This is a genomic window from Streptococcus sp. oral taxon 058 str. F0407 (assembly GCF_000235485.1).
Lineage (GTDB): Bacteria > Bacillota > Bacilli > Lactobacillales > Streptococcaceae > Streptococcus.
Window position 1 is genome coordinate 516,672 of record NZ_JH378887.1, and the last position, 26,167, is coordinate 542,838.

A 26,167-nucleotide genomic window follows, 5' to 3' on the forward strand; every position below is an offset into this window, starting at 1 on the left:
AGACCCTACTATGAAAATCAGAATCGATATTCCACATCATCCTTATGATATTCAAATTGAAAAAAGTTGTCTATCGCAAGCAGGTCAATGGTTGCGAGAACTCTGGCAGCCGCAAAAAGTGGTTATCGTAACAGACAACCATGTGGCCTCACTCTACGCGGAGAAGGTCAAGCTCAGCCTAGAAGATGCTGGTTTTCAGGTAGCTGTTTTTGACTTTTTAGAAGGTGAAGAAAGAAAGAATTTAACTACTGTTCAGAAAGTCTATGAATTTCTAGTCAAGCAAGGTCTGACTCGTAGCGATGGGATTGTAGCCCTTGGTGGTGGTGTCGTTGGAGACTTGGCTGGCTTTGTTGCCTCTACCTATATGCGGGGCATTCACTTTGTTCAGATTCCGACTAGTTTGACAGCCCAGGTTGATTCTTCTATCGGTGGAAAGACAGGTGTCAACACCCCTTTTGCTAAGAATATGGTAGGAACTTTTGCCCAACCTGATGGGGTTCTGATTGATCCACTTGTCCTAGAAACGCTTGGGAAAAGAGAGCTGATTGAGGGGATGGGCGAGGTCATCAAGTATGGCTTGATTGAGGATCCAGAACTGTGGACTCTCTTGACGGAGTTAGATGGTTCTGTAGAGAGCATTTTGGAACATGCAGAGACCTTGATTGAACATTCTTGCCAAGTTAAGCGCAAGATGGTAGTTGAGGATGAGTTGGACAACGGTGTCCGCCTTTACCTCAATTTTGGCCACACTATTGGGCATGCCATTGAAGCGACTGCCGGTTATGGCAAAGTCATGCATGGGGAGGCTGTCGCCATGGGAATGGTGCAGGTCTCTAAGGTTGCTGAGGAAAAAGGACTCATGCCTGAGGGGATTACCCAGTCCATCACAGAAATGTGTCAGAAATTTGGACTCCCTGTTGACTATGAAAACTGGGATGTTGACAAGCTTTATCAGGCTTTGACTCATGATAAAAAAGCGCGTGGAAACACCTTGAAATTGGTCTTGGTACCAGAGCTTGGTTCAGCGACCATTCACCCAGTTTCTCTAGAAGAGATGAAAGACTACTTGGTAAAATAAGGAGAGTGTATGAGATATTTAACTGCAGGAGAATCACACGGTCCGCGTCTGACGGCAATTATCGAGGGAATTCCCGCTGGACTTCCTTTGACAGCAGAGGACATCAATGAGGATCTGAAACGTCGTCAGGGTGGATACGGCCGCGGTGGTCGTATGAAAATTGAGAGTGACCAGGTTGTCTTTACTTCGGGTGTTCGCCATGGGAAGACGACTGGGGCTCCCATTACCATGGATGTCGTCAATAAGGACCACCAAAAATGGCTGGATATCATGTCTGCTGAGGACATTGAAGACCGCCTTAAAAGCAAACGGAAAATCACTCATCCTCGGCCAGGTCATGCCGATTTGGTTGGGGGCATCAAGTACCGTTTTGATGATTTGCGAAATTCCTTGGAGCGTTCATCTGCCCGTGAAACCACCATGCGAGTGGCAGTTGGAGCAGTGGCCAAACGTCTCTTGGCTGAACTAGAGATAGAAATCGCTAACCATGTTGTTGTCTTTGGTGGCAAGGAAATCGATGTTCCTGAAAATCTGACGGTTACTGAGATTAAGGAAAGAGCTGCCCAGTCTGAAGTTTCTATTGTCAACCAAGAACGGGAACAGGAAATCAAGGATTATATTGATCAAATCAAGCGTGACGGTGATACCATCGGTGGAGTTGTTGAGACAGTCGTCGGAGGCGTACCAGTAGGCCTCGGCTCCTATGTCCAATGGGACCGAAAATTGGATGCTAGACTGGCCCAAGCTGTTGTTTCTATCAATGCCTTTAAAGGGGTAGAATTTGGTCTTGGATTTGAGGCCGGTTACCGTAAAGGCAGCCAAGTCATGGACGAAATTCTCTGGTCTAAAGAAGACGGCTATACTCGCCGTACCAATAATCTAGGTGGTTTCGAAGGTGGCATGACCAATGGGCAACCCATCGTTGTTCGTGGAGTTATGAAACCCATCCCCACCCTTTATAAACCTCTGATGAGTGTAGATATCGAAACTCACGAACCTTATAAGGCAACTGTGGAGAGAAGTGATCCAACCGCTCTTCCAGCAGCAGGTGTGGTCATGGAGGCTGTTGTAGCAACAGTTCTGGCGCAGGAAATCTTAGAGAAATTCTCATCCGATAATCTAGAGGAATTAAAGGAAGCAGTAGCCAAACACCGTGAGTATACAAAGAACTATTAAGGAGTTCCTATGGCAAAAACCATCTATATCGCAGGTCTCGGTTTGATTGGTGCTTCGATGGCACTTGGAATCAAGCGCGACCATCCTGAATATGAAATTCTAGGTTACAATCGTAGTCAGGCTTCGAGAGACATTGCCTTGGAGAGGGGAATGATTGACCGTGCGACGGATGATTTTGCCAGTTTTGCTCCTCTGGCAGATGTCATCATTCTGACCTTTCCGATCAAGCAGACCATTGCTTTTATCCAGGAGTTGGCAGGTTTGAACTTGAAAGAAGGCGTCATTATCTCGGATGCTGGTTCGACCAAGTCAACCATTGTAGATGCGGCGGAGCAGTATTTGGCTGGTAAGACTGTTCGCTTTATAGGGGCCCATCCCATGGCTGGTAGTCACAAGACAGGGGCTGCTTCTGCGGATGTCAATCTTTTTGAAAATGCCTATTATATCTTTACACCTTCGAGCCTGACAAGTTCTGACACACTTGAGGAAATGAAGGACCTACTTTCTGGTCTCCATGCTCGTTTTATCGAGATTGATGCCAAGGAGCATGATCGAGTAACTTCACAGATTAGCCATTTTCCCCATATTCTGGCTTCCAGTCTAATGGAGCAGACGGCAGTTTATGCTCAGGAACATGAAATGGCAAGGCGCTTTGCGGCGGGAGGATTTCGAGATATGACTCGGATTGCAGAGAGCGAGCCAGGCATGTGGACTTCTATTCTCTTATCCAATCGCGAGACTATCCTAGAGCGGATTGAGGATTTCAAGGAACGCTTAGATGAGATTGGTCTGGCTATTAGCAAGGGGGATGAAGCGAAGATCTGGAACTTTTTCAACCAAGCGCGTGAGCAACGTCAGGCTATGGAAATCCATAAGCGTGGTGGTGTAGACAGCTCTTACGACCTCTATGTCGATGTTCCCGATGAAGAAGATGTTATCTTGCGGATTTTGGAATTGCTTCGTGGGACTTCTTTGGTTAATATCCACATCAACGAAGAAAACCGTGAGGATGTTCACGGGATTCTACAAATTTCCTTTAAAAATGCTCAGGATCTGGAACGAGCTGAGCGCTTAATTACAGAAAATACGAACTACACAGTCGTCATCAAATAAGGAGAAAAATATGTCAAATATTTATGATAGTGCAAACGAACTCAGTCGCGGGTTACGCGAATTACCAGAATACAAGGCGGTTAAGGCAGCAAAAGATGCCATCCAAGCTGATGAACAAGCTAGCAAGATTTTTGCAGACTATATCGCTTTCCAGCAAGAAATCCAAGTCATGGCTCAAACGGGACAAATGCCAGATGCCTCTTTCCAAGAAAAGATGCAGTCTTTCAGCAAGCAAATCCAAGAGAACGCTCTTTTGTCAGATTTCTTTGCCAAGCAGCAACAATTATCTATTTATCTTTCAGACATTGAAAAAATTGTCTTTGAACCCGTTTCAGAATTATTGAAATAGTATTTTATCTGTATAAAAGCCAGAAATTTCAGGAATTTCTGGCTTTTTTGTGATAAAATAAGAAAAAGTATTGCAAGTATGAGGTCAACTATGAAACTAAAAACAAACATTCGCCACTTACATGGCAGTATCCGAGTTCCAGGTGACAAGTCTATTAGCCACCGTTCGGTTATCTTTGGAAGTTTGGCTGAGGGTGAGACCAAGGTTTATGATATTTTGCGTGGAGAGGATGTGCTTTCGACTATACAAGTTTTTCGTGACCTTGGTGTTGAAATTGAGGATACAGACGATGTGATTACTATTCAAGGTGTTGGGATGGATGGCCTTAAAGCTCCGCAACATGCTTTGGATATGGGGAATTCTGGAACCTCGATTCGTCTGATTTCAGGTGTACTTGCTGGTGCAGACTTCGAAGTAGAGATGTTTGGAGATGATAGTCTTTCTAAACGCCCTATGGACCGCGTGACGATTCCACTGAAAAAAATGGGCGTTAGCATTTCAGGGCGAACTGAGCGAGACTTGCCTCCTCTGCACTTGAAAGGTACTAAAAACCTAACACCAATTCACTATGAGTTGCCAATCGCCTCTGCCCAAGTCAAGTCTGCCTTGATGTTTGCGGCTTTGCAGGCTCAGGGGGAGTCAGTTATTATCGAGAAAGAATGTACACGAAATCACACAGAAGATATGCTACAGCAATTTGGTGGTCATTTAAGTGTGGACGGAAAGAAAATCACAGTACAAGGACCGCAAAAAATGACTGGACAAAAGGTTATCGTTCCAGGAGATATTTCCAGTGCAGCCTTTTGGTTAGTTGCTGGATTGATTGTTCCAAATTCTCGTGTGGTTCTGAAGAATGTGGGCATTAACGAAACGCGTACTGGTATCATTGATGTCATTCGCGCCATGGGTGGAAAACTAGAAATAACTGAAATTGATCCAGTCGCAAAATCTGCAACCCTAACTGTCGAGTCTTCTGACTTGAAAGGAACAGAAATTGGGGGAGCTTTGATTCCCCGTTTGATTGATGAATTGCCCATTATTGCCCTTCTGGCGACACAAGCACAAGGTGTCACAGTTATTAAGGATGCTGAGGAACTTAAGGTCAAGGAGACCGACCGCATTCAGGTGGTGGCTGACGCCTTAAATAGCATGGGTTCGGATATCACACCTACAGCAGATGGAATGGTTATCAAAGGGAAATCAGTCCTTCATGGTGCGAGAGTCAATACGTTTGGCGACCATCGTATCGGAATGATGACTGCTATTGCGGCCCTCTTGGTTGCAGATGGAGAGGTGGAGCTTGACCGTGCTGAAGCCATCAATACCAGCTATCCTAGCTTCTTTGATGACTTGGAGAGCTTGATTCATGGCTAAGGTATTACTCGGATTTATGGGAGCTGGCAAGTCGACAATCGCTAGAGGATTGGACCCAGACTACATCGATATGGATGCCTTAATCGAGGAACGTTTGGGCATATCCATTGCGGATTTCTTCGCTGAAAAGGGAGAAGCGGCCTTTCGTCAGGTGGAGTCAGAAGTTTTAGCGGACTTACTAAAAACGGACCGAGTTGTGTCAACTGGTGGAGGAGTAGTCGTTTCTCAGAGAAATCGTGACTTACTGAAGACTAATTCTGATAACATTTATCTAAAATCGGACTTTGAAACCCTCTACCAACGTATCGCAACTGATAAGGACAATCAACGGCCACTTTTTCTCAACAACAGTAAGGAAGAGTTGCGAGGGATTTTTCAAGAAAGACAGGCTTGGTACGAGGAAGTAGCCAGTCGTGTTCTAGATGTGACTAAGCTAAGCCCAGAGGAAATTATAGAGGAACTGAGATGAAAATTGCCTATCTAGGTCCTAAAGGATCTTTTTCGCACCATGTTGTGCAGACCGCTTTTCTTCATGAGGAATTACAAGCCTTTGCCAACATCACAGATGTCATCAAGGCCTATGAACAAGGCTTGGTGGACTATTCGGTGGTGCCAGTTGAAAACTCCATTGAGGGAAGTGTGCATGAAAGCTTGGACTATCTTTTTCATCAGTCGGACATTCAGGCTGTTGCAGAAATAGTACAACCCATTCATCAGCAACTGATGGCAGTTCCTGGTCAGTCAAAGATTGAGAAAATCTTTTCCCACCCTCAAGCTCTGGCTCAAGGAAAGAAATTCATAGATGAGCATTACCCAGAAGCCCAGCTTGAAGTGACGGCAAGTACAGCCTATGCAGCCCGCTTCATCGCTGAACATCCAGACCAACCTTACGCAGCCATTGCTCCTAAAAGTTCAGCTGAAGAATATGGCTTGAAACTGATTGCAGAGGATATTCAGGAAATGGAAGCCAATTTCACTCGTTTTTGGGTTTTGGGTGTAGATTTACCATTCATTCCTTTGGATGCCTATTCAGAAAAAATGAGTTTGGCCTTAACCTTACCGGACAATCTTCCCGGTGCTCTTTACAAGGCACTTTCGACCTTTGCTTGGAGAGGGATTGACTTAACAAAGATTGAAAGTCGCCCTTTGAAAACAGCCTTGGGAGAATATTTTTTCATTATTGATGTAGATTATAGTGCCAAAGAGCTGGTTCATTTTGCCAGACAAGAACTAGAAACAATTGGGATCCAGTACAAGATATTGGGAACCTACCCTATTTTCACCATAAGGGACCTAGGAAAGGAGAACCTATGAGCAAAGAAAGCCCTTTAAGTCATCATGAGCAGTTACGTTATGACTACCTTTTTAAGAATATTCATTACCTAAATGACAGAGAAAAGAGAGAATTTGACTATCTGAAAAGAAAAATGAACGGTGAATTACCCTCTAAAGAAAGGGAAGAAAATCGAGGGACGGACATTGGGATTCCAGAGTATTCCAATCAAAGTCGCTCGAATAGACATCAGAAAATTCCCTCTCTTCCAAAAGTGAAAAAGAAGAAACCAAGAAGATTTTTTAAACGAGTTCTAATTTGGCTTTTACTGTTGATAACCTGTGTGGCTGCGGGCATGATTATTATGTTCCTTCGAGGTTTCCAGTCCACAAATTCTACTAAAAATCCTTCCAATGCACGGGCAGCTCAGGTTGAAGTGTTTAATGGTCAAGATACTAAAGACGGGGTGAATATCCTAATCATGGGGACAGATGGCCGTATTGGTCAAAACAGTGCAGAAACTCGCACAGACACGATTATGGTGTTGAATGTTAGTGGTTCGGATAAGAAGATCAAGCTAGTCAGCTTCATGCGTGACAACCTAGTCTATATTGATAGCTACAGCCAGATTGTGAATGGAAAGAAGCAGAGGGATAACAAACTCAACGTAGCCTATGAACTTGGAGAGCAGGAGGGACAAAAAGGAGCAGAAATGGTTCGCAAGGTTTTAAAAGATAACTTTGATTTGGACATTAAGTACTATGCTCTAGTGGATTTTCAAGCCTTTGCAACTGCAATTGATACTCTATTTCCTGATGGGGTGACCATCGATGCTCAATTCTCAACATTGAATGGTCAACCTCTGAAAGAAGCTACAGTTGGAGATGATCTTCATGCAACAGAAACGGAATCACCAACTCAAACAATTCGGGCTGGCAAGCAACAAATGAATGGCTCAACCTTACTTAACTACGCTCGCTTCCGTGATGATGATGAAGGAGACTATGGCCGTACCAAACGTCAGCAGCAGGTCATGTCAGCTGTTCTTGAGCAAATCAAAGACCCGACCAAACTCTTTACAGGTTCAGAGGCGCTTGGAAAGGTCTTTGGAATGACTTCAACCAATCTACCGTATAGCTTCTTGTTGACCAATGGTTTGTCAGTTATCGAAGGCGCACAGAATGGTATTGAAAGGTTGACAGTGCCAGAACTTGGCGATTGGGTAGACGCTTATGATGTCTACGGAGGACAAGGTCTACTTGTCGACCAAAACAAATATCAGACTAAACTCGCCCAAATGGGAATGAGATAAGATGTAAATAAATGAAAATCAAAGCTTCATTCACTAGTAAAAATGGTGGATTGGGCTTTGATTTTTTACGGTATCTGATGGATTTTTAAGGCTTTTTTATGGTATAATAAAACGATATAACTCGTTATTGGACAGAAGAGGAGAGACATGAGTGATTTGAAAGCGATTCAGGCTCGTAGTCTGGAAATGGCTGAATATTTCGTCGCATTTTGTAAAGAACATAATTTGTTGTGCTATCTCTGTGGTGGAGGAGCGATTGGTGCCCTTCGCAACAAGGGCTTCATTCCTTGGGATGATGACCTAGATTTTTTCATGCCTCGCAAGGACTATGAAAAGTTAGCCGAACTATGGCCACGTTATGCAGATGAGCGCTATTTCTTGTCAAAGAGTCACAAGGATTTTGTAGACCGTAACCTTTTTATTACCATTCGTGATAAGGAAACGACCTGTATCAAGCCTTATCAGAAGGATTTGGATTTGCCACACGGTTTGGCCTTGGACGTTTTGCCTTTGGATTATTATCCTAAAAATCCAGCTGAGCGCAAGAAACAGGTTCGCTGGGCCTTGATTTATTCCCTTTTCTGTGCGCAAACTGTTCCAGAAAAGCATGGTGCAGTCATGAAATGGGGAAGTCGTATCTTACTCGGTTTGACTCCCAAATCTCTACGTTATCGCATTTGGAAAAAAGCTGAAAAAGAAATGACCAAGTATGGTCTGGCTGAGAGCGATGGAATCACGGAATTATGCTCAGGGCCTGGCTACATGCGAAACAAATATCCAATCGCATCCTTTGAAGACAATCTCTTCTTGCCATTCGAAGGAACTGAGATGCCCATTCCGGTCGGTTATGATGCCTATCTCAGCACTGCTTTTGGGGATTATATGACACCGCCACCAGCGGACAAGCAAGTACCGCATCATGATGCCATTATAGCAGACATGGACAAGAGCTACACAGAGTACAAGGGAGAATATGGAGCATGATGGAAGAAAAAATCAGCGTTATCGTTCCAGTCTACAATGTAGAAGCCTATCTGGAGCGATGTGTGGAGTCAATTCTTCATCAAACTTATGCCCATTTTGAGTTAATCCTAATCAACGATGGCTCTACCGATTCCAGCGGACTGATCTGTGAGAATTTAGCCTCTCTGCATGAGAATATCAAGGTTTATCATATCGAAAATGCTGGAGTCTCAAATGCGAGAAATATGGGAATTCAGCTAGCGACGGGTGCTTGGATCACCTTTATTGATAGCGATGATTTCGTTACTAAAGATTATCTAGCTACTTTAGCTAGTGCAGTTGAGGGGGAAAATATAGGCTTTGTAATTGCTCCTCTACACCATATTAAAAACGGCATTGTGACAGACTTACCTCCACATTCTGGAAAAACAGAACTCTGGTCAACAGAAGAAACCATGAAGGAACTACTGATGACTACCAGAACGTCATTTTTTCCAGTTGCAAAACTGTTTAAGAGAGACCTGCTTGCGGATGAAAAGTTTAATACAAATTATCACCTAGCTGAAGATGCCTTGTTTTTAACTGAATTGCTACTAAAGACAAGATGCAGTAGCGTATTTATTGACAAACCTGTTTATTACTATGATCATCGTGAGGGAAGTGCAACAACATCTGTTAACCAGCATGTATTTGACACGATAGAAGTTTATAAGCAAATAATTGCTCAAGTTTCACAAGTCTTTCCTAATTTAAAATACGAATTAATAAATAGAGAATGTTGGTCGTACATCACAGTTTACGATAAAATTATCTTTACTTCATCTGAAGAGTATCAAAAGGAGAAAACCGAGCTGAGGAATTGGATTGTTCAGCATCGACGTGAAATATGGAAGGATGCTTATTTCACCACTTTTCGCAAGGTAGCGATTCTTTCACTTGTCATTTCTCCATGGCTATATAAGAAAATTGTTGGATTAAAAAACTAATATCATGAGAAGGAGTTGAAAATGAATTTTTCAAAAATGGATGAATACTTTGAAAAATCAAAATTATGGATTTCATATCTGTTTGTTTTCATTTCGATTTTAAGTATGAGTTCACTAGTTTATAAGGTAGCAAATCCAATCTATAAGGGATTGTCAGCGATTGTTGTACTTTATATTTGCTACACACTGTTGTTTAAGTGGAAACAGATTACAGTAGATCGAAAGTTTTTGGCCTTATTTGGCTTGTTATCTGGGAGTCATCTGCTATCAGCAGTATTCAATCGCTCCGGACATTTGATTGGGAATGTGATTGAAATACTTTTTATGGTAACCTATGTTTTATTATTTACCATGTTACAATCGGGTCAACTCAAAAAATTATTTGACTGGATTGCCTATACAGTTCAAATTATTTCTTTCTCTTCCGCAATCTTTGCATTTGGTTTATTAGTAAGTAGAGTCCTTATCCTATTTAAGATTGGCGAGCAATCTTATTACTATGGTGTCATGAATGGACGTCTGTGGGGGATTGTCAATCCTAATGCTAGTGCGATTTTTTCATACATTAGCATTATTTTAGCTATGTATTTGATCCACAAAGGAAGTAAATATTCTGTATACCTTAAACTGAACAATGTGATTCAATTAGTTTACTTCGCTACTATGCAAAGTCGAGGAGCCTTACTTTCTTTACTCCTCATGATTGGACTTTATAGTTTCTTTGCTACTAGAGGAAGTATCGTTAAACGATTCCTTACTTTTATTGTTGCTGGTTTGCTGATTACCGCTACCAATATTGGATTAAGTTATGCAACTTCAATTTATATCTCATCTGAAACTGCGACTGTTTTTGACTTAAACAAAGGACAATCCTACGCTGAGACAGATTCGTCTGTTACCAAGAAGACTGGTGAACTCCATTTAATTGAAACAACACCAAGTGGTAGGACCTATATTTGGAAAAATGCTATTAAAATGGGAAGTGCCAAACCAATTTTTGGTTATGGTGTACGGAATGTTCCAGATTACTACACAGAATATTTCAGTAAATTTGAGATTCAAAATTCTCTCATTGGTGGGAACTTCCATAACATTTTTGTGACCATATTTGTTAGTTCGGGAGTTCTAGGATTAGTATCCTTCCTTCTTATATTGGGTTATGTTATCAAGCGCTTTTTAACTTATTTGATTGTTTCCAAGAAAAATACTGACAAATTGATTATGATTCTTTTCTTCGGTATCTTGTTTGGTCAGTTGTTTGAGAGTCAGATTATGTACTCTACCAACTTTATCAATATCATCTTTTGGTTGGCAATCGGTTATGGACTAGTGGTTTGCAAACGGGATGAAGGAATTCGGTATCAGGAAGTAACAGATGTCAGTGAAATTCAACAGATGGAACTAGGAATCATGGAGTACATTCATGAAGTTTGTCAGAAAATTGGTGTTAAGTATTTCTTAGCTTATGGAAGTCTAATTGGTGCGGTTCGCCATAAAGGTTTCATTCCTTGGGATGATGATATGGACATCTGCATGCTAAGAGAAGACTATGAGAAACTACAAGATTACCTTATCGCTAACCCTGATGAACGTTATGAGGTTATGTCTTATAAAAATAACCTCAACTATGTCTATCCTTTTATGAAAGTGCAGGATAACCATACTTACTTGCTAGAAGAAGATGTTCGCATCGATTCAAATATGGGAATCTATGTAGATATTTTCCCTGTGGATGGATACGAAGATGACGCAGATTTTAAAAATAAGATGACGAAACTGATAAAGAAACGTCAATTGAGTTGTTATACTTTTAAAGGAATTACAAATACAAAAAGTCTACTGAATTCTTTGATTCGTTATATTTCTGTTGTCATTTTCTATTTCACAAATACGAATAAGTATGTTGAGCAAATTGATGAACTTGCTAAATCTAGAGCAGTTGCTGACTACGAGCAAGTTGATTATTTGATTTATAAGGATATGAATAAGCCAGTTTGGAAACGTGAGTGGTTAGAACAAGTGATTGTGGGAACGTTTGAAGGCAAGGAATTTATGATTCCAAAACATTACCATGAAATTTTGACTTCTGACTATGGAGATTACATGCAATTGCCCCCTCTTGAACAAAGAGTATCTCACCATGATTTTAAACTGTGGAAAATCACTAAAAGTTCTAAGTAAGCAAATCGCAGTTAAAAATCGTTTAAAGAATTAGTCGGAATTAGGAGAATAAAACGTATGTCTGAGAGAGTTTTAAGTCTTGAAGAAATAAAACAAGTGGAGTTGGATATTTTAAAGTATCTACATGAACTATGTGAACAGCATCAGATTAAATATTTTATTGATTTTGGAACCTTACTAGGAGCTGTTCGCCATAAAGGATTTATCCCTTGGGATGATGATACGGATATTTCCTTGGCGCGAGATGAATTTGAAAAACTTTATAAGGTTTTAAAAAATGAGAATCATCCCTACTACAAATTGATTTCATTTAGAGAAACAAAAGGCTATCCGTACAGTTATATGCGTGTCCATGATATTAGAACACGTAGAGATGCTGATCTTCTGGACTCGACAGTCGTATTGGGAACTTGTGTTGACATTTTTCCATACGATGGTGTCGTGACGGAGGAAAGTGATTGTAAGAAAATGAAGCTCTATAAACATTTTGTCCGCCTTTCTTCTTTGAATTTCAAAGGAATTAAATCAGAAAATGGGGGGATAAAAAATCTGCCTCGCTATATTGGGTCAGCTATTTTCCGTCTTAGCTCTCCACAAACTTGGAATCAAAAATTAGAGAATCTTGCTTTAAAATATAGTGTAAATCAAGCTACAGATCTTACTTGTACGATATTTGATCCTAGTTTTCCAGCGGGAATCAAAAAAGAATGGCTCTATGATCTGATTGATATGCCATACGAAAACATCGTAGTGAAGGCTCCGAGAAAATACCATGAAATTCTTGCCTACGAATTTGGAGCAGATTATATGACTCCACCACCTGTTGAACAACAGGTTCCAGGAACTGATAAGAATTATTGGATTGATTAGTAAGAGATTGTTTTCATCGAGAAAGGAGTGTTCAAGATGAAGAATAAAGGATTAATTAAATCAGTCAGTTATAGTTTACTTGCTTTCCTTTTTGTGTTGATTGGTTTATCACAACAAGTTGATGCAGACACCATTACTGCTGGTTCGGGTAATCGTATCCATTTTATAAATACTAAAGCAAAATCTGGGAGTGATGCAATCCTTCTTGAAAGTAATGGTCATTATGCATTGATTGATATGGGTGAAGACTATGACTTCCCTGATGGGAGTGACCCAAGGTATCCAAGCCGCTGGGGAATTTCTATGAGAAATTATCAAGTATTGGAGGATCGATTGATTCGCCATCTAGATCAAATAGGTGTTAAAAAATTAGATTTTATCATAGGAACTCATGTCCATAGTGACCATATTGGTGGAGCGGACGAAATACTTAATCGTTACCAGGTTGATAAGTTTTATTTGAAAAAATATTCAGATGATCGGATCACAGCAAACTGGGGACTCTGGGATAACCTTTTTAATTACGATAATGCTTTGAGAGCCGCACAAAAACGAGGGGTTACTCTTATTCAGAATATTACAGATGAGGATAGTCACTTTAAATTAGGTGATATGGATATCCAACTCTATAATTATAAAAATGAATATGATGCTGATGGCAACCTGAAAAAAGTTCGAGATGATAACTCAAACTCAATCGTTTCAGTGGTGACTGTGGCAGGAAAGAGAATCTATCTTGGTGGAGATTTGGATAACGCAGAAGGAGCGGAAGATAAGTTAGGTCCTGTTATTGGTAAGGTTGATATGATGAAATGGAACCATCATTATGATGCGACAATTTCAAATACGATTAATTTTCTTGAAAACCTATCGCCAAAGATGATTATTCAAACAACTGGAGGTGACATTAATGTTGCTTCAACCAGAGAATATCTCCAAAAGAAAAATATTCAGGTTCTTCATGCTTCTAGCCAAACTCAAGACGCTACCGTTTTTGATATTAGTGATAGCGGATTTGCTAATGTTTCTAATCTCTTTCCTGACATCCCTGTAGTTAACGAAAAATGGTATCAAGAAGGCAGCTACTGGAAATATCGTTTAAGTGATGGGGAAATGGCTATCGGTTGGAGAGAGATTGACGGAGCCACTTACTTCTTTAATGGAAAAGGGCAAATGCAGGCAAGCCGTTGGCTTCACCTTAATGATGATTGGGGAGAAAATGCTAAGGGGAATGATTACTATCTCAACTCAAATGGTAAAATGCAAACAGGTGGTTGGTTCAAGCTGAATGGCTTTTGGTATTATATCCAATCAAATGGGGCTAGACGATTTAGTGAGCTTTCTGAAATTGGAGGGAAGAAATATCTCTTTGCAGCAGATGGAAAGATGCTAACAGGAAATCAATTCTTTAATGGCAAGAAGATGTTCTTTGCAGACAGTGGTGCACTCCAAACAGCAGGTAAGCCTTCAACTTGGCAAAAGATTGATTCAGATTGGTATTTCTATGATGAGGATGGGCTACGGACTATCGGTAAAAAGAATATCAATGGAAGCACATACTACTTTAATCAAGAAGGTGTCATGCAAACCGGTTGGGCCTTTGTTGATGGTCACTGGAACTATTTTGCAAGTTCTGGAGCTATGAAAACTGGATGGATCAAGGATCAGGATACTTGGTATTATCTGGACAAAGATGGTATCATGCTCACTGGAAAACAAGATATAAATGGTGTTCGTTACTATTTGAACGCTAGCGGTGCCATGCAAACAGGCTGGAAATGGCTAGAGAACAATTGGTATTACTATGCGAACTCAGGAGCTATGAAAACTGGCTGGATTAAGGATAATGAGAAATGGTATTACCTAAATCAAGATGGTATTATGCAGACTGGGAAACAAGAAATCAACGGTACGCGCTACTATTTGAATACCAGCGGTGCCATGCAAACAGGCTGGCAATGGCTTGATAAACACTGGCATTACTACGCTGACTCAGGGGCTATGAAAACTGGTTGGTTTAAGGATAATGAGAAATGGTATTACCTTGAATCTCAGGAAGGAACCATGTTGGTTGGCCTCCATCAAGTGGATGGTAAGCAATATTACTTTAGTGCATCAGGTGCCATGCAGATAGGCTGGAAATGGTTTGATAATCATTACCGTTACTTTGAATCAAATGGAGCTATGAAAACAGGTTGGATAAAGGATAAAGGAATCTGGTATTATCTCAATCCTGAAGATGGCATCATGTTGGTTGGCCTTCATAAAGTAAATGGTGATCATTATTACTTTGATGAATCAGGAGCTATGCAGACCGGTTGGAAACGAATTGACGGTAATTGGTACTATTTCCAAACAGATGGTTCCTTGTTGAAAAATGCTACCACACCGGATGGTTATAAGGTAAACGAGGAAGGCATCTGGAGACAGGCTGTTGCTGCTGTAAATGGCGAAGTAGATCAGTCAGAGAAGAAGCAAGAAGCTAGTTCCTCTATTGCTGAACAGCCAAAACAAGATTCAAATCTAGAAGCCAATACTTCTGACAAGAAAGAAAAAGAGTAAATAAGAAACACCCTACTAGTAAACGTTCGTTTATCAGTAGGGTGTTCTTTTAGTTTCTTTTGATCTTAGCTAATACTAGGTTCAGTGCATAGTGAAGTGTTTTATCCTTAGTGAGAAAGAGTGTTAAGAGATAGTAGATTCCACAAGTAGCTATGGTAGAGAGAACCATGAGAATCATATTGAGGTTTACCGTATAGGAACTGATTTGGAAAATCATCTTGAAAATATAGAAGATCGGGATAAATCCAAGGGATATGAGGCCATAACGTGTTAAGGTCACAAAAATTTCTTTTAAACTAATCAGTTGGTGTTTCCTAATAAAATGAATTTCTAAGAGAACAACGATGGCTTCTGCAATAATGGTAGTAGCAATATAATACTCAGGGGCAAAAATATTATTGAAATACAAGATGCTATTTAATAGGAGGTTTGCTCCACCACCAGCAAAGTAGAAAGCGGTTAAGCGGTTCTCGTGGTCATTGATAAAGATAATTTGCTTACCAAGGATCAATTCAATAGCCCAGATAATGGTTCGAAAGGCGAAGACACTGGTCACAATACCTGCCTCAAGATACTTTTCAGAAGAGTAGATAACCGTTGCGTACTTTCCCAAAATCATAATCCCAAAACTAGTTGGAACCATGAGAAAATAGAATAATGATGCCGCTTGATTTACAAGATAATTATAAGAATTGTAATCCTTTTTCCCGAGGTAGTAGCCGAGACGTGGAATGCTGACACTGATAGCTCCACTTAAGACACCAGCAATTAGCATGACGATGCTATAGGCAATTGTATAATAAGAAATATAGTTTTCATCTGGTCCCTTGGTGATAAACATTCTATCAAGCAAGGTATAGAGCATATTGGCATTTGCCAAGAGAAGCATAGTAAAGAGTGGTTTAGAAGCCTTAGCTAACTCGATGAAACCAATTTTGACAAAGGAAACTTCTCTCTTGATCCAAAGAAAACTGAGGAGGTAATTGAGGATAGTTGTCGCAGTCATGACGATAGCGTAGGGGACAATATCATCAGCAGTTTTGACAAAGGCGAAGATAGCGACCAGCATGGTAATCCGAATAATCAATGTCTTGTAGAGGATGAAAGCATAGTTTTCATAAGCCTCGTTCATCCATTCGATATTGAGAAATTGGAAGAGTGCCTGAGCTCCTAGGATATAGTAAAGGACTTTCAGGTTCTCAATGCTGGTGTCAAAGAAGATAAAGAGGAAGTAGATACCAGTCGTCAGGAGAGAAGTGAAAACCGAAATATAAAACAACTTAGAAAAGACATAGTTGATTTTATTCTTGTCGTCCTTAACCTTACTGATAGCACGAATCCCGTAGTTGTAAATACCAAAGGCAGCTAGTGGAACGACAAAGCTAGCCCAGGTATTAGCGGTATTGAAATAACCGTAGTTGGATTTGCTGAGAATCCGAGTCAGATAAGGGTTGGTTATCAGAGGAAAAACGATATTGAGAATATTGACCAGCAAGCTGGCCAATGCATTAACTTTTATATTTTTCATTGAACTTTCTTTCTTAAATCTAAAATCATCTCTAGTATTATATCACATTCCAGCGCCATTCTTTTGATAAAATCGTAAAAATCTAGTATAATAGATAGACTGAAAGTATGAGGTTACTAGATATGAAGATGAAACAAATTAGTGATACAACACTGAAAATCACGATGACTTTAGATGATTTGATGGATCGGGGAATGGAGATTGCAGATTTTCTCGTTCCACAGGAAAAAACCGAAGAGTTTTTCTATGCTATTTTAGATGAATTAGAGATGCCAGACAATTTTTTGGATAGTGGCATGCTGAGTTTCCGTGTGACGCCAAAACCAGATAAGGTGGACGTCTTTGTAACCAAGTCCAAAATTGACCAGAATTTGGATTTTGAGGATTTGGCAGACCTACCAGACATGGAAGAATTGGCCCAAATGTCGCCAGATGAATTTCTCAAAACCTTGGAAAAGAGCATTGCAGATAAGACCAAGGACGATATTGAGGCCATCCAATCTCTAGAGCAGGTCGAAGCAAAGGAAGAAGAGCAAGAGCAGGCAGACAAGGAGACTGAGAGTAAGAAAGAACCTTATATCTACTATATCCTGCGCTTTGCAAGCCTTGCTGACTTGGTTGCTTTTGCAAAGACGGTTAACTACCAGATGGAAACATCTGAACTCTATAAGATGAATGGACACTACTATTTGACAATCTTAGTCGATGTGGAAAATCATCCTAGTCCATATCCAGCCTGGCTCTTGGCTCGTATGCGTGAGTTTGCAGACGACAGTGACATCAGTCGTTCAGTCTTGCAAGAGTATGGGCAAATATTGATTAACCATGACGCAGTTCTCGGTCTGCAAAAGATTCGTTCATAATTTTTAAAATCAATTTTCATTTATCAAGAAAGACGAATCATGGGATTCGTTTTTTCTTTACTAGACTGAAATAGTGATTTACTATAATAGGAATTTTCACAAAATTCTGTTATAATGGCTATATCAGAAAATTTCTAGGAGACAAACATGACAGTTAAAATTGCTTTACTTGGATTTGGTACCGTTGCAAGTGGTGTGCCATTCCTCCTAAAGGAAAATGGAGAAAAAATCGTTCAGTCAGCTCATTCGGAGATTGAAGTTGCCAAGGTATTGGTCAAGGATGAAGATGAAAAGAACCGCTTGCTTGCAGCAGGGAATGACTTTAACTTTGTAACCAATGTAGATGATATTTTATCAGATCAGGACATTACGATTGTAGTGGAATTGATGGGGCGTATCGAACCTGCTAAGACCTTTATCACTCGTGCCCTGAAAGCTGGAAAACACGTTGTTACTGCTAACAAGGACCTTTTGGCTGTCCATGGTGCAGAATTGTTAGAAATCGCTAAAGCTAACAAGGTAGCACTCTACTACGAAGCAGCAGTAGCTGGTGGGATTCCAATTCTTCGTACGTTGGCAAATTCGCTGGCTTCTGACAAAATCACTCGTGTCCTTGGTGTGGTTAACGGAACTTCTAACTTCATGATGACCAAGATGGTCGAAGAAGGCTGGTCCTACGATGATGCTCTGGCTGAAGCGCAACGCCTAGGATTTGCAGAAAGTGACCCTACAAATGACGTAGACGGAATTGATGCGGCCTACAAGATGGTCATTTTAAGCCAATTTGCCTTTGGCATGAAGGTTGCGTTTGACGATGTAGCCCACAAGGGGATCCGCAATATCACACCAGAAGATGTGGCTGTAGCCCAAGACCTTGGTTATGTTGTGAAATTGGTTGGTTCTATTGAAGAAACTCCTTCAGGTATTGCCGCAGAAGTGACTCCAACCTTCCTGCCTAAAGCACACCCACTTGCCAGCGTGAATGGCGTGATGAACGCCGTCTTTGTAGAATCTATCGGTATTGGCGAGTCTATGTACTACGGACCAGGTGCTGGTCAAAAACCAACTGCAACAAGTGTTGTAGCGGATATTGTCCGTATCGTTCGTCGCTTGAATGATGGTACCATCGGTAAATACTTCAACGAATATAGTCGTGACTTGGTCTTGGCTAAGCCTGAGGATGTCAAAGCCAATTACTACTTCTCAATCTTGGCTCTAGACTCAAAAGGTCAGGTCTTGAAACTGGCTGAAATCTTCAACGCTCAAGATATTTCCTTCAAGCAAATCCTTCAAGACGGAAAAGAGGGGGACAAGGCGCGTGTAGTCATCATTACACATAAGATCAATAAAGCCCAGCTTGAAAAGGTTTCAACTGAGTTGACCAAGGTATCAGAATTTGACCTCTTGAATACCTTCAAGGTGTTAGGAGAATAGGATGAAGATTATTGTACCTGCAACCAGTGCCAATATCGGGCCAGGTTTTGATTCGGTCGGTGTAGCTGTTACTAAGTATCTTCAAATTGAGGTCTGTGAAGAACGAGATGAGTGGTTGATTGAACATCAGATCGGCAAATGGATTCCCCACGATGAGCGCAACCTTTTACTCAAGATTGCTTTACAAATTGCTCCTGACCTGCAACCAAGACGCCTGAAAATGACCAGTGATGTTCCCTTGGCGCGTGGTTTGGGTTCTTCTAGCTCTGTCATTGTTGCTGGAATTGAACTAGCCAACCAACTGGGCAAGCTCAACTTATCTGACCATGACAAATTGCAGCTGGCTACTAAGATTGAAGGGCATCCTGACAATGTGGCTCCTGCTATCTATGGTAATCTCGTTATTGCAAGTTCTGTTGAAGGGAAAGTTTCAGCGATTGTAGCAGACTTCCCAGAGTGTGATTTCCTAGCCTACATTCCAAACTATGAATTACGCACCCGAGACAGCCGCGGTGTCTTGCCTAAAAAGTTGTCCTACAAGGAAGCTGTTGCGGCAAGTTCGATTGCTAATGTAGCGGTTGCAGCCTTACTGGCAGGAGATATGGTGACTGCTGGCCAAGCGATTGAGGGAGACCTCTTCCACGAACGCTATCGTCAGGACTTGGTGAGAGAATTTGCGACGATTAAGCAAGTAGCCAAGGAAAATGGAGCTTATGCGACCTACCTCTCTGGTGCTGGACCGACAGTTATGGTTCTGGCTTCTCATGACAAGATGCCCAAGATTAAAGCTGAATTGCAAAAGCAGTCTTTCAAAGGGAAATTGCATGACCTAAAAGTTGATACCCAAGGTGTCCGTGTAGAAGCAAAATAAAGAATAGAAGATAGGATGGGGAAAGTCTCGATTAGCGGGGCTTCCTATCCTTTTTTTGAAAAGAAGTTTATACTCAATGAAAATCAAAGAGCAAACTAGGAAGCTAGCCGCAGGCTGTACTTGAGTACGGTAAGGCGACGCTGACGTAGTTTGAAATTGATTTTCGAAGAGTATTAGTTAAAAACTTGATAAAGGAGAAACAAAGATGGCAGAAATTTATCTAGCAGGTGGTTGTTTTTGGGGTTTAGAGGAGTATTTTTCTCGAATTTCTGGAGTGCTGGCGACCAGTGTTGGCTACGCTAATGGGCAAGTCGAAACGACCAATTACCAGCTACTCAAGAAAACAGACCATGCAGAAACGGTTCAAGTGATTTACGATGAGAAGGCAGTGTCACTCAGAGAGATTTTGCTTTATTATTTCCGAGTCATCGATCCCTTGTCTATCAACCAGCAAGGGAATGACCGTGGCCGCCAATATCGAACTGGGATCTATTACCAAGATGAAACAGACTTGCCAGCTATCTACACAGTGGTGCAGGAGCAGGAGCGCATGCTTGGTCGAAAGATTGCAGTAGAAGTGGAGAAACTTCGCCACTACATTTTAGCTGAAGATTACCATCAAGACTATCTCAAGAAGAATCCTTCTGGTTACTGTCATATCGATGTGACTGATGCTGAGAAGCCATTGATTGATGCCTCTAACTATGAAAAGCCTAGTCAAGAGGTGTTAAAGGAAAGCTTAACCGAAGAGTCTTATCGTGTTACCCAAGAAGCTGCTACAGAGGCTCCATTTACCAATGCCTATGACCAAACCTTTGAAGAAGGGATTTATGTAGACATCACGACGGGTGAGCCACTCTTTTTCGCTAAGGATAAGTTTGCCTCAGGATGTGGTTGGCCAAGTTTTAGCCGTCCAATTTCCAAGGAATTGATTCACTACTACAAGGACCTGAGCCATGGTATGGAGCGAATCGAAGTTCGTTCTCGGTCAGGTAATGCTCACTTGGGCCATGTTTTCACAGATGGACCGCAGGAGTTAGGTGGTCTCCGTTACTGTATCAATTCGGCCTCCTTGCGCTTTGTGGCCAAGGATGAGATGGAAGAGGCAGGATACGGCTATTTATTGCCTTACTTAAACAAATAAAACTGAGAGGGTGGGCGCTTCCCATTTTCTTCATTTCCAGAATAAGAATAGAAAGGATCTATGAAACACTTACTATCTTACTTCAAACCCTATATCAAAGAATCCATTTTAGCTCCCTTGTTCAAGCTGCTAGAAGCTGTTTTTGAGCTCTTGGTTCCCATGGTGATTGCTGGGATTGTTGACCAATCTTTGCCTCAGAGAGATCAAGGACATCTCTGGATGCAGATTGGCCTGCTCCTTATCTTTGCAGTGATTGGTGTTGTAGTGGCCTTGGTAGCTCAGTTTTACTCAGCTAAGGCAGCGGTTGGATTTGCCAAAGAACTGACAGACGACCTCTATCGTCATATTCTTTCCTTGCCCAAGGAAAGCAGAGACCGTTTGACAACTTCTAGCTTGGTGACTCGCTTGACATCGGATACCTATCAGATTCAGACTGGTATCAATCAATTCCTGCGTCTCTTTTTGAGAGCGCCTATTATCGTTTTTGGGGCCATTTTTATGGCCTATCGCATCTCGGCTGAACTGACTTTCTGGTTTTTGGTCATGGTTGTCATTTTGACCATTGTCATTGTAGGGCTCTCTCGTCTAGTCAATCCTCTCTACAGCAGTCTCAGAAAGAAAACAGACCAACTGGTTCAGGAAACGCGCCAGCAATTACAAGGAATGCGGGTCATTCGTGCCTTTGGGCAAGAAAAACGAGAGTTACAGATTTTTCAAACCCTTAACCAAGTTTATGCTAGATTGCAAGAGAAAACAGGTTTCTGGTCCAGTTTATTAACCCCTCTGACCTATCTGATTGTCAATGGGACCCTCCTTGTCGTCATCTGGCAGGGCTATATCTCAATTCAAGGAGGCTTGCTTAGTCAAGGTGCTCTTATTGCTCTCATCAACTACCTCTTGCAGATCTTGGTGGAATTGGTCAAGCTAGCCATGCTGATTAATTCTCTCAACCAGTCCTACATCTCAGCTAAGCGAATCGAGGAAGTCTTTGCTGAAGGTCCAGAAGATATCCATTCAGAGTTAGAACAAAAGCAAGCCACCAGTAATCAGGTTTTACAAGTCCAAGAATTAACCTTTACCTATCCTGATGCGGCTCAGCCTTCTCTGAGAGATATTTCCTTTGATATGACTCAAGGGCAAATCCTTGGTATCATTGGGGGAACTGGTTCTGGTAAATCAAGCTTGGTACAAGTCTTACTTGGTCTTTATCCAGCAGATAAGGGAAGTATTGACCTTTATCGAGATGGACGTAGTCCTCTTAATTTGGAGGAGTGGCGGTCTTGGATTGCCTATGTTCCCCAAAAAGTTGAACTCTTTAAGGGGAGCATACGTTCCAACTTGACTCTAGGTTTCAACCAAGAAGTAACTGACCAAGAACTCTGGCAGGCCTTGGAAATAGCACAAGCAAAGGATTTTGTCAGTGAAAAGGAAGGACTCTTGGATGCCCTAGTTGAGGCAGGAGGGCGAAATTTCTCAGGTGGACAAAAACAACGGCTGTCGATCGCTCGAGCAGTCTTGCGCCAAGCTCCATTTCTCATCCTAGATGATGCGACCTCGGCCCTCGACACCATTACCGAGTCCAAGCTCTTGAAAGCTATCCGCGAAAACTTACCAAACACGAGCTTAATCTTGATTTCTCAACGAACCTCGACTTTACAGATGGCTGACCAGATTCTCCTTTTGGAAAAAGGGGAGCTTCTAGCTGTCGGCAAGCATGAGGACTTGATGAAGACTAGTCAAGTCTATCGTGAAATCAATGCATCCCAACATGGAAAGGAGAACTAGCATGAGACGACAAACTGCAAACCAGACGCTCACACGTTTGGCTAAAGACCTTGCAAGTCACCCCTTCCTCCTTTTTCTAGCCTTTCTAGGAACTATTGCTCAAGTTGGCTTATCAATCTACCTACCTATTCTGATTGGGCAGGTCATTGACCAGGTCCTAGTGACTGGCTCTTCACCAGTTTTTTGGCAGATTTTCATTCAGATGGTATTGGTGGTCATAGGAAATACCCTAGTTCAATGGGCCAATCCTCTCCTCTATAATCGTCTAATCTTCTCTTATACCAAAGACTTGCGAGAGCGAATAATCCATAAGCTCCATCATTTACCGATTGCCTTTGTGGATTGGCAAGGTAGTGGGGAGATGGTTAGTCGTGTAACCACGGATATAGAACAGTTGGCAGCTGGCTTGACCATGATTTTTAACCAATTCTTCATTGGTGTATTGATGATTTTGGTTAGTATTCTAGCCATGCTCCAAATTCATCTCCTCATGACCCTATTGGTCTTGATGTTGACGCCACTATCCATGGTGATTTCACGCTTTATTGCCAAGAGATCCTATCATCTCTTCCAAAAGCAAACAGAGACAAGGGGAATTCAGACACAATTAATTGAAGAATCACTTAGCCAGCAGACTATTATCCAGTCTTTTAATGCTCAAACAGAGTTTATCCAAAGGCTGCGTGAAGCTAATGACAACTACGCAGACTATTCTCAGTCAGCCATCTTTTACTCCTCAACGGTCAATCCTTCGACTCGCTTTGTCAATGCGCTCATTTATGCCCTTTTAGCTGGAGTGGGAGCTTATCGTATCATGATGGGTTCAACCGTGACTATCGGACGTTTAGTGACCTTTTTGAATTATGTTCAGCAGTATACCAAGCCCTTTAATGATATTTCTTCAGTTCTAGCCGAGTTGCAAAGTGCTCTCGCTTGCGCAGAGCGTGTCTATGCTGTCTTAGAAAGTCCTGAGGTTGTTGAAACGGGTAAGGAAATCTTGACCAGTGACCAAGTTAAGGGAGCCATTTCCTTTAAGCATGTTTCTTTTGGCTACAATCCTGAAAAGATCTTGATTAAGGATTTGTCTATCGATATCCCAGCTGGTAGCAAGGTGGCCATCGTTGGTCCGACAGGTGCTGGTAAGTCAACTCTTATCAATCTCCTCATGCGTTTTTATCCTATTAATTCAGGAGATATCTTGTTAGACGGTCGTTCTATTTACGATTATACCCGAGCATCATTGAGACAGCAGTTTGGTATGGTGCTACAGGAAACCTGGCTCAAGCAAGGGAACATTCATGACAATATTGCCTTTGGAAATCCTGATGCTAGCCGGGAGCAGGTGATTGCTGCTGCAAAAGTAGCCAATGCAGACTTTTTCATCCAACAGTTACCCCAAGGCTATGATACCAAATTGGAAAATGCAGGTGAATCTCTCTCTGTCGGTCAAGCCCAGCTCTTGACCATTGCCCGAGTCTTTCTGGCTATTCCCAAGATTCTCATCCTAGACGAAGCGACTTCTTCCATTGATACACGGACAGAAGTGTTGGTTCAGGATGCCTTTGCAAAACTCATGAAAGGGCGAACAAGTTTTATCATTGCACACCGCTTGTCTACCATTCAGGATGCGGATCTGATTCTAGTCTTGGTGGATGGTGATATTGTTGAGTATGGTAATCATCATGACCTGATGCTTAACAAGGGCAAGTATTACCAAATGCAAAAGGCTGCGGCTTTTAGCTCTGAATAAACCATTCCTATCCATTTTAAAGTCTTAATGACACTAAAAGTTGCCTTCGGGTGACTTTTTTGTTACAATAGCTAGAAAAAATCAAGGTCTTAGAAGGAGAAAATCAATGAAAGTCTATCAGCATGTAAATATCGTGACCTGTGACCAAGATTTCCATGTTTATCTGGATGGCCTTTTGGCTGTTAAGGATGCTCAAATTATCTATGTTGGTCAAGAGAAGCCAGAGATTTTAGATCAAGCAGAGCAGATGATAGACTATCAAGGGGCTTGGATCATGCCTGGTTTGGTTAATTGCCATACCCATTCTGCTATGACAGGTTTGAGAGGGATCCGAGATGATAGCAATCTCCATGAATGGCTCAATGACTATATCTGGCCTGCAGAAGCAGGATTTACGCCTGACATGACTACAAGAGCTGTCAAGCAGGCTTTGACAGAGATGCTCCAGTCAGGAACAACAACCTTCAACGATATGTATAATCCCAATGGTGTGGATATGGAGCAAATTTATCAGGCAGTGAAAGCTTCCAAGATGCGTTGTTATTTCTCACCGACCCTCTTTTCCTCAGAGGTAGAAACAACTTCTGAGACTATAAGTAGAACACGTGCCATCATAGAGGAAATCTTAGAATATGAAAATCCAAATTTCAAGGTTATGGTAGCACCCCATTCTCCCTACAGTTGTAGCAAAGACTTGCTGGTAGCGAGTTTAGACATGGCAAAAGAGTTGAATATTCCTATCCATATCCATGTTGCGGAGACCAAGGAAGAATCAGGAATTATCCTGAAACGATACGGCAAACGTCCCCTCGCCTTTCTAGAAGAATTGGGTTACTTAGACCATCCCTCTGTCTTTGCTCACGGGGTCGAACTAGACGAGCGAGAAATTGAACGTTTGGCAACCTCTCAAGTGGCTATTGCCCACAATCCTATCAGTAATCTCAAACTAGCTTCAGGGATTGCTCCAATCATCCAACTCCAAAAAGCAGGAGTAGCAGTGGGAATTGCGACGGACTCGGTCGCTTCCAATAACAATCTAGATATGTTTGAGGAAGGACGGACCGCCGCCCTCCTTCAGAAAATGAAGAGTGGAGATGCCAGTCAGTTTCCAATCGAAACAGCCCTCAAAGCTCTGACGATAGAAGGCGCCAAGGTTCTTAGAATGGAAGAACAGATAGGAAGTCTAGAAGTTGGCAAGCAGGCAGATTTTCTGGTCATCCAACCACAAGGGAAAATTCATCTCCAACCTCAAGAAAATATGCTCTCTCACCTCGTTTATGCTGTCAAATCCAGTGATGTTGATGATGTCTACATTGCTGGAGAGCTGGTTGTCAAGCAAGGGCAAGTTTTGACAGTTGAGATTTAAAAAAATTCAAAAAAAGTTTGCAAAAATCTTGCATTCTTTTTTTGTCTATGCTATACTTATATACGGTTTGAAAAAACTGCCTAAGACAGTAGGGGAGCTCGACTCATAAGTATCCTACCGAGGACAAAACGTATCATGTAAAAAGAAGCGTATTGTACTTTCGTGTCTAGGTTTGGGCGCGTTTTTCTT

21 protein-coding genes and 1 other annotated feature (1 of these 22 running past the window's edge) are annotated in these 26,167 nt (G+C 41.6%); of the genes, 20 read left to right on the plus strand and 1 reads right to left on the minus strand.

The annotated features are described in order from the left end of the window. Positions 1-10 precede the first annotated feature (10 nt). The 13 genes from aroB to HMPREF9184_RS04230 all read left to right on the plus strand — a co-directional run bounded on the left by aroB (position 11) and on the right by HMPREF9184_RS04230 (position 15,237). Positions 11-1,078, plus strand: a complete 1,068-nt coding sequence (gene aroB, locus HMPREF9184_RS04170; protein WP_000702178.1) for a 3-dehydroquinate synthase — start codon at positions 11-13, stop codon at positions 1,076-1,078. A 9-nt stretch (positions 1,079-1,087) separates the two neighbouring features. Next, positions 1,088-2,254 carry a chorismate synthase gene (aroC, locus tag HMPREF9184_RS04175; RefSeq protein WP_001269857.1) on the plus strand — a complete coding sequence of 389 codons (1,167 nt, stop codon included), beginning with the start codon at positions 1,088-1,090 and terminating at the stop codon, positions 2,252-2,254. Positions 2,255-2,263: 9 nt separating this feature from the next. Then, positions 2,264-3,367 carry a prephenate dehydrogenase gene (locus HMPREF9184_RS04180; protein WP_001140497.1) on the plus strand — a complete coding sequence of 368 codons (1,104 nt, stop codon included), beginning with the start codon at positions 2,264-2,266 and terminating at the stop codon, positions 3,365-3,367. 10 nt (positions 3,368-3,377) lie between these two features. After that, on the plus strand, positions 3,378-3,716 hold the full coding sequence (locus HMPREF9184_RS04185; protein ID WP_000065971.1) for a YlbF/YmcA family competence regulator: 339 nt from the start codon (positions 3,378-3,380) through the stop codon (positions 3,714-3,716). Between the two features lie 90 nt (positions 3,717-3,806). Beyond that, complete coding sequence (gene aroA, locus HMPREF9184_RS04190; protein WP_009755206.1) at positions 3,807-5,090, plus strand: 3-phosphoshikimate 1-carboxyvinyltransferase; 1,284 nt, start codon at positions 3,807-3,809, stop codon at positions 5,088-5,090. After that, entirely contained in the window at positions 5,083-5,559 is a 477-nt protein-coding gene (locus HMPREF9184_RS04195; RefSeq protein ID WP_001151354.1) for a shikimate kinase, read from the plus strand. Before aroA ends, HMPREF9184_RS04195 begins: the two co-directional genes overlap by 8 nt. Further along, positions 5,556-6,404, plus strand: a complete 849-nt coding sequence (gene pheA, locus HMPREF9184_RS04200; protein WP_000686391.1) for a prephenate dehydratase — start codon at positions 5,556-5,558, stop codon at positions 6,402-6,404. The genes HMPREF9184_RS04195 and pheA overlap by 4 nt, the downstream gene beginning before the upstream one ends. Further along, positions 6,401-7,675: an LCP family protein gene (locus HMPREF9184_RS04205; RefSeq protein WP_000032492.1), complete on the plus strand. Its 1,275-nt coding sequence runs from the start codon at positions 6,401-6,403 to the stop codon at positions 7,673-7,675. The genes pheA and HMPREF9184_RS04205 overlap by 4 nt, the downstream gene beginning before the upstream one ends. 147 nt (positions 7,676-7,822) lie before the next feature. Further along, a complete protein-coding gene (locus HMPREF9184_RS04210) occupies positions 7,823-8,659 on the plus strand; it encodes a LicD family protein (RefSeq protein ID WP_001281452.1) in 837 nt (278 codons plus the stop codon). Beyond that, positions 8,656-9,624 carry a glycosyltransferase family 2 protein gene (locus HMPREF9184_RS04215; protein WP_000969651.1) on the plus strand — a complete coding sequence of 323 codons (969 nt, stop codon included), beginning with the start codon at positions 8,656-8,658 and terminating at the stop codon, positions 9,622-9,624. Before HMPREF9184_RS04210 ends, HMPREF9184_RS04215 begins: the two co-directional genes overlap by 4 nt. 21 nt (positions 9,625-9,645) lie before the next feature. Next, a complete protein-coding gene (locus HMPREF9184_RS04220; protein WP_001011692.1) occupies positions 9,646-11,805 on the plus strand; it encodes a LicD family protein in 2,160 nt (719 codons plus the stop codon). A gap of 57 nt (positions 11,806-11,862) precedes the next feature. Beyond that, a complete protein-coding gene (locus HMPREF9184_RS04225; protein WP_000004183.1) occupies positions 11,863-12,675 on the plus strand; it encodes a LicD family protein in 813 nt (270 codons plus the stop codon). A 36-nt stretch (positions 12,676-12,711) separates the two neighbouring features. Continuing rightward, positions 12,712-15,237 (plus strand): MBL fold metallo-hydrolase, encoded by a 2,526-nt coding sequence (locus tag HMPREF9184_RS04230; RefSeq protein ID WP_000790871.1) that lies wholly within the window; start codon positions 12,712-12,714, stop codon positions 15,235-15,237. A 49-nt stretch (positions 15,238-15,286) separates the two neighbouring features. Here HMPREF9184_RS04230 and HMPREF9184_RS04235 read toward each other — a convergent pair whose 3' ends face one another. Next, a complete protein-coding gene (locus tag HMPREF9184_RS04235) occupies positions 15,287-16,765 on the minus strand; it encodes an oligosaccharide flippase family protein (protein WP_000789713.1) in 1,479 nt (492 codons plus the stop codon). A gap of 122 nt (positions 16,766-16,887) precedes the next feature. Between HMPREF9184_RS04235 and mecA the strand changes: the two genes are divergently transcribed. From mecA to HMPREF9184_RS04270, 7 genes are all read left to right on the plus strand, one after another. Beyond that, positions 16,888-17,628, plus strand: coding sequence for an adaptor protein MecA (gene mecA, locus HMPREF9184_RS04240; protein ID WP_000782704.1), 741 nt, complete (start codon positions 16,888-16,890; stop codon positions 17,626-17,628). Between the two features lie 147 nt (positions 17,629-17,775). Continuing rightward, entirely contained in the window at positions 17,776-19,062 is a 1,287-nt protein-coding gene (locus HMPREF9184_RS04245) for a homoserine dehydrogenase (protein WP_000216370.1), read from the plus strand. A gap of 1 nt (position 19,063) precedes the next feature. Then, positions 19,064-19,933, plus strand: a complete 870-nt coding sequence (gene thrB / locus HMPREF9184_RS04250) for a homoserine kinase (RefSeq protein WP_000692405.1) — start codon at positions 19,064-19,066, stop codon at positions 19,931-19,933. A 205-nt stretch (positions 19,934-20,138) separates the two neighbouring features. After that, positions 20,139-21,077, plus strand: coding sequence for a peptide-methionine (R)-S-oxide reductase MsrB (gene msrB, locus HMPREF9184_RS04255; protein ID WP_000818197.1), 939 nt, complete (start codon positions 20,139-20,141; stop codon positions 21,075-21,077). A 60-nt stretch (positions 21,078-21,137) separates the two neighbouring features. Beyond that, positions 21,138-22,862: an ABC transporter ATP-binding protein gene (locus HMPREF9184_RS04260; protein WP_000681726.1), complete on the plus strand. Its 1,725-nt coding sequence runs from the start codon at positions 21,138-21,140 to the stop codon at positions 22,860-22,862. A gap of 1 nt (position 22,863) precedes the next feature. After that, positions 22,864-24,612: an ABC transporter ATP-binding protein gene (locus tag HMPREF9184_RS04265; RefSeq protein WP_001254294.1), complete on the plus strand. Its 1,749-nt coding sequence runs from the start codon at positions 22,864-22,866 to the stop codon at positions 24,610-24,612. 106 nt (positions 24,613-24,718) lie between these two features. Then, complete coding sequence (locus HMPREF9184_RS04270; protein ID WP_000870434.1) at positions 24,719-25,978, plus strand: TRZ/ATZ family protein; 1,260 nt, start codon at positions 24,719-24,721, stop codon at positions 25,976-25,978. Between the two features lie 61 nt (positions 25,979-26,039). Then, positions 26,040-26,167, plus strand: a sequence feature (ribosomal protein L10 leader region); it runs 8 nt beyond the window's last position.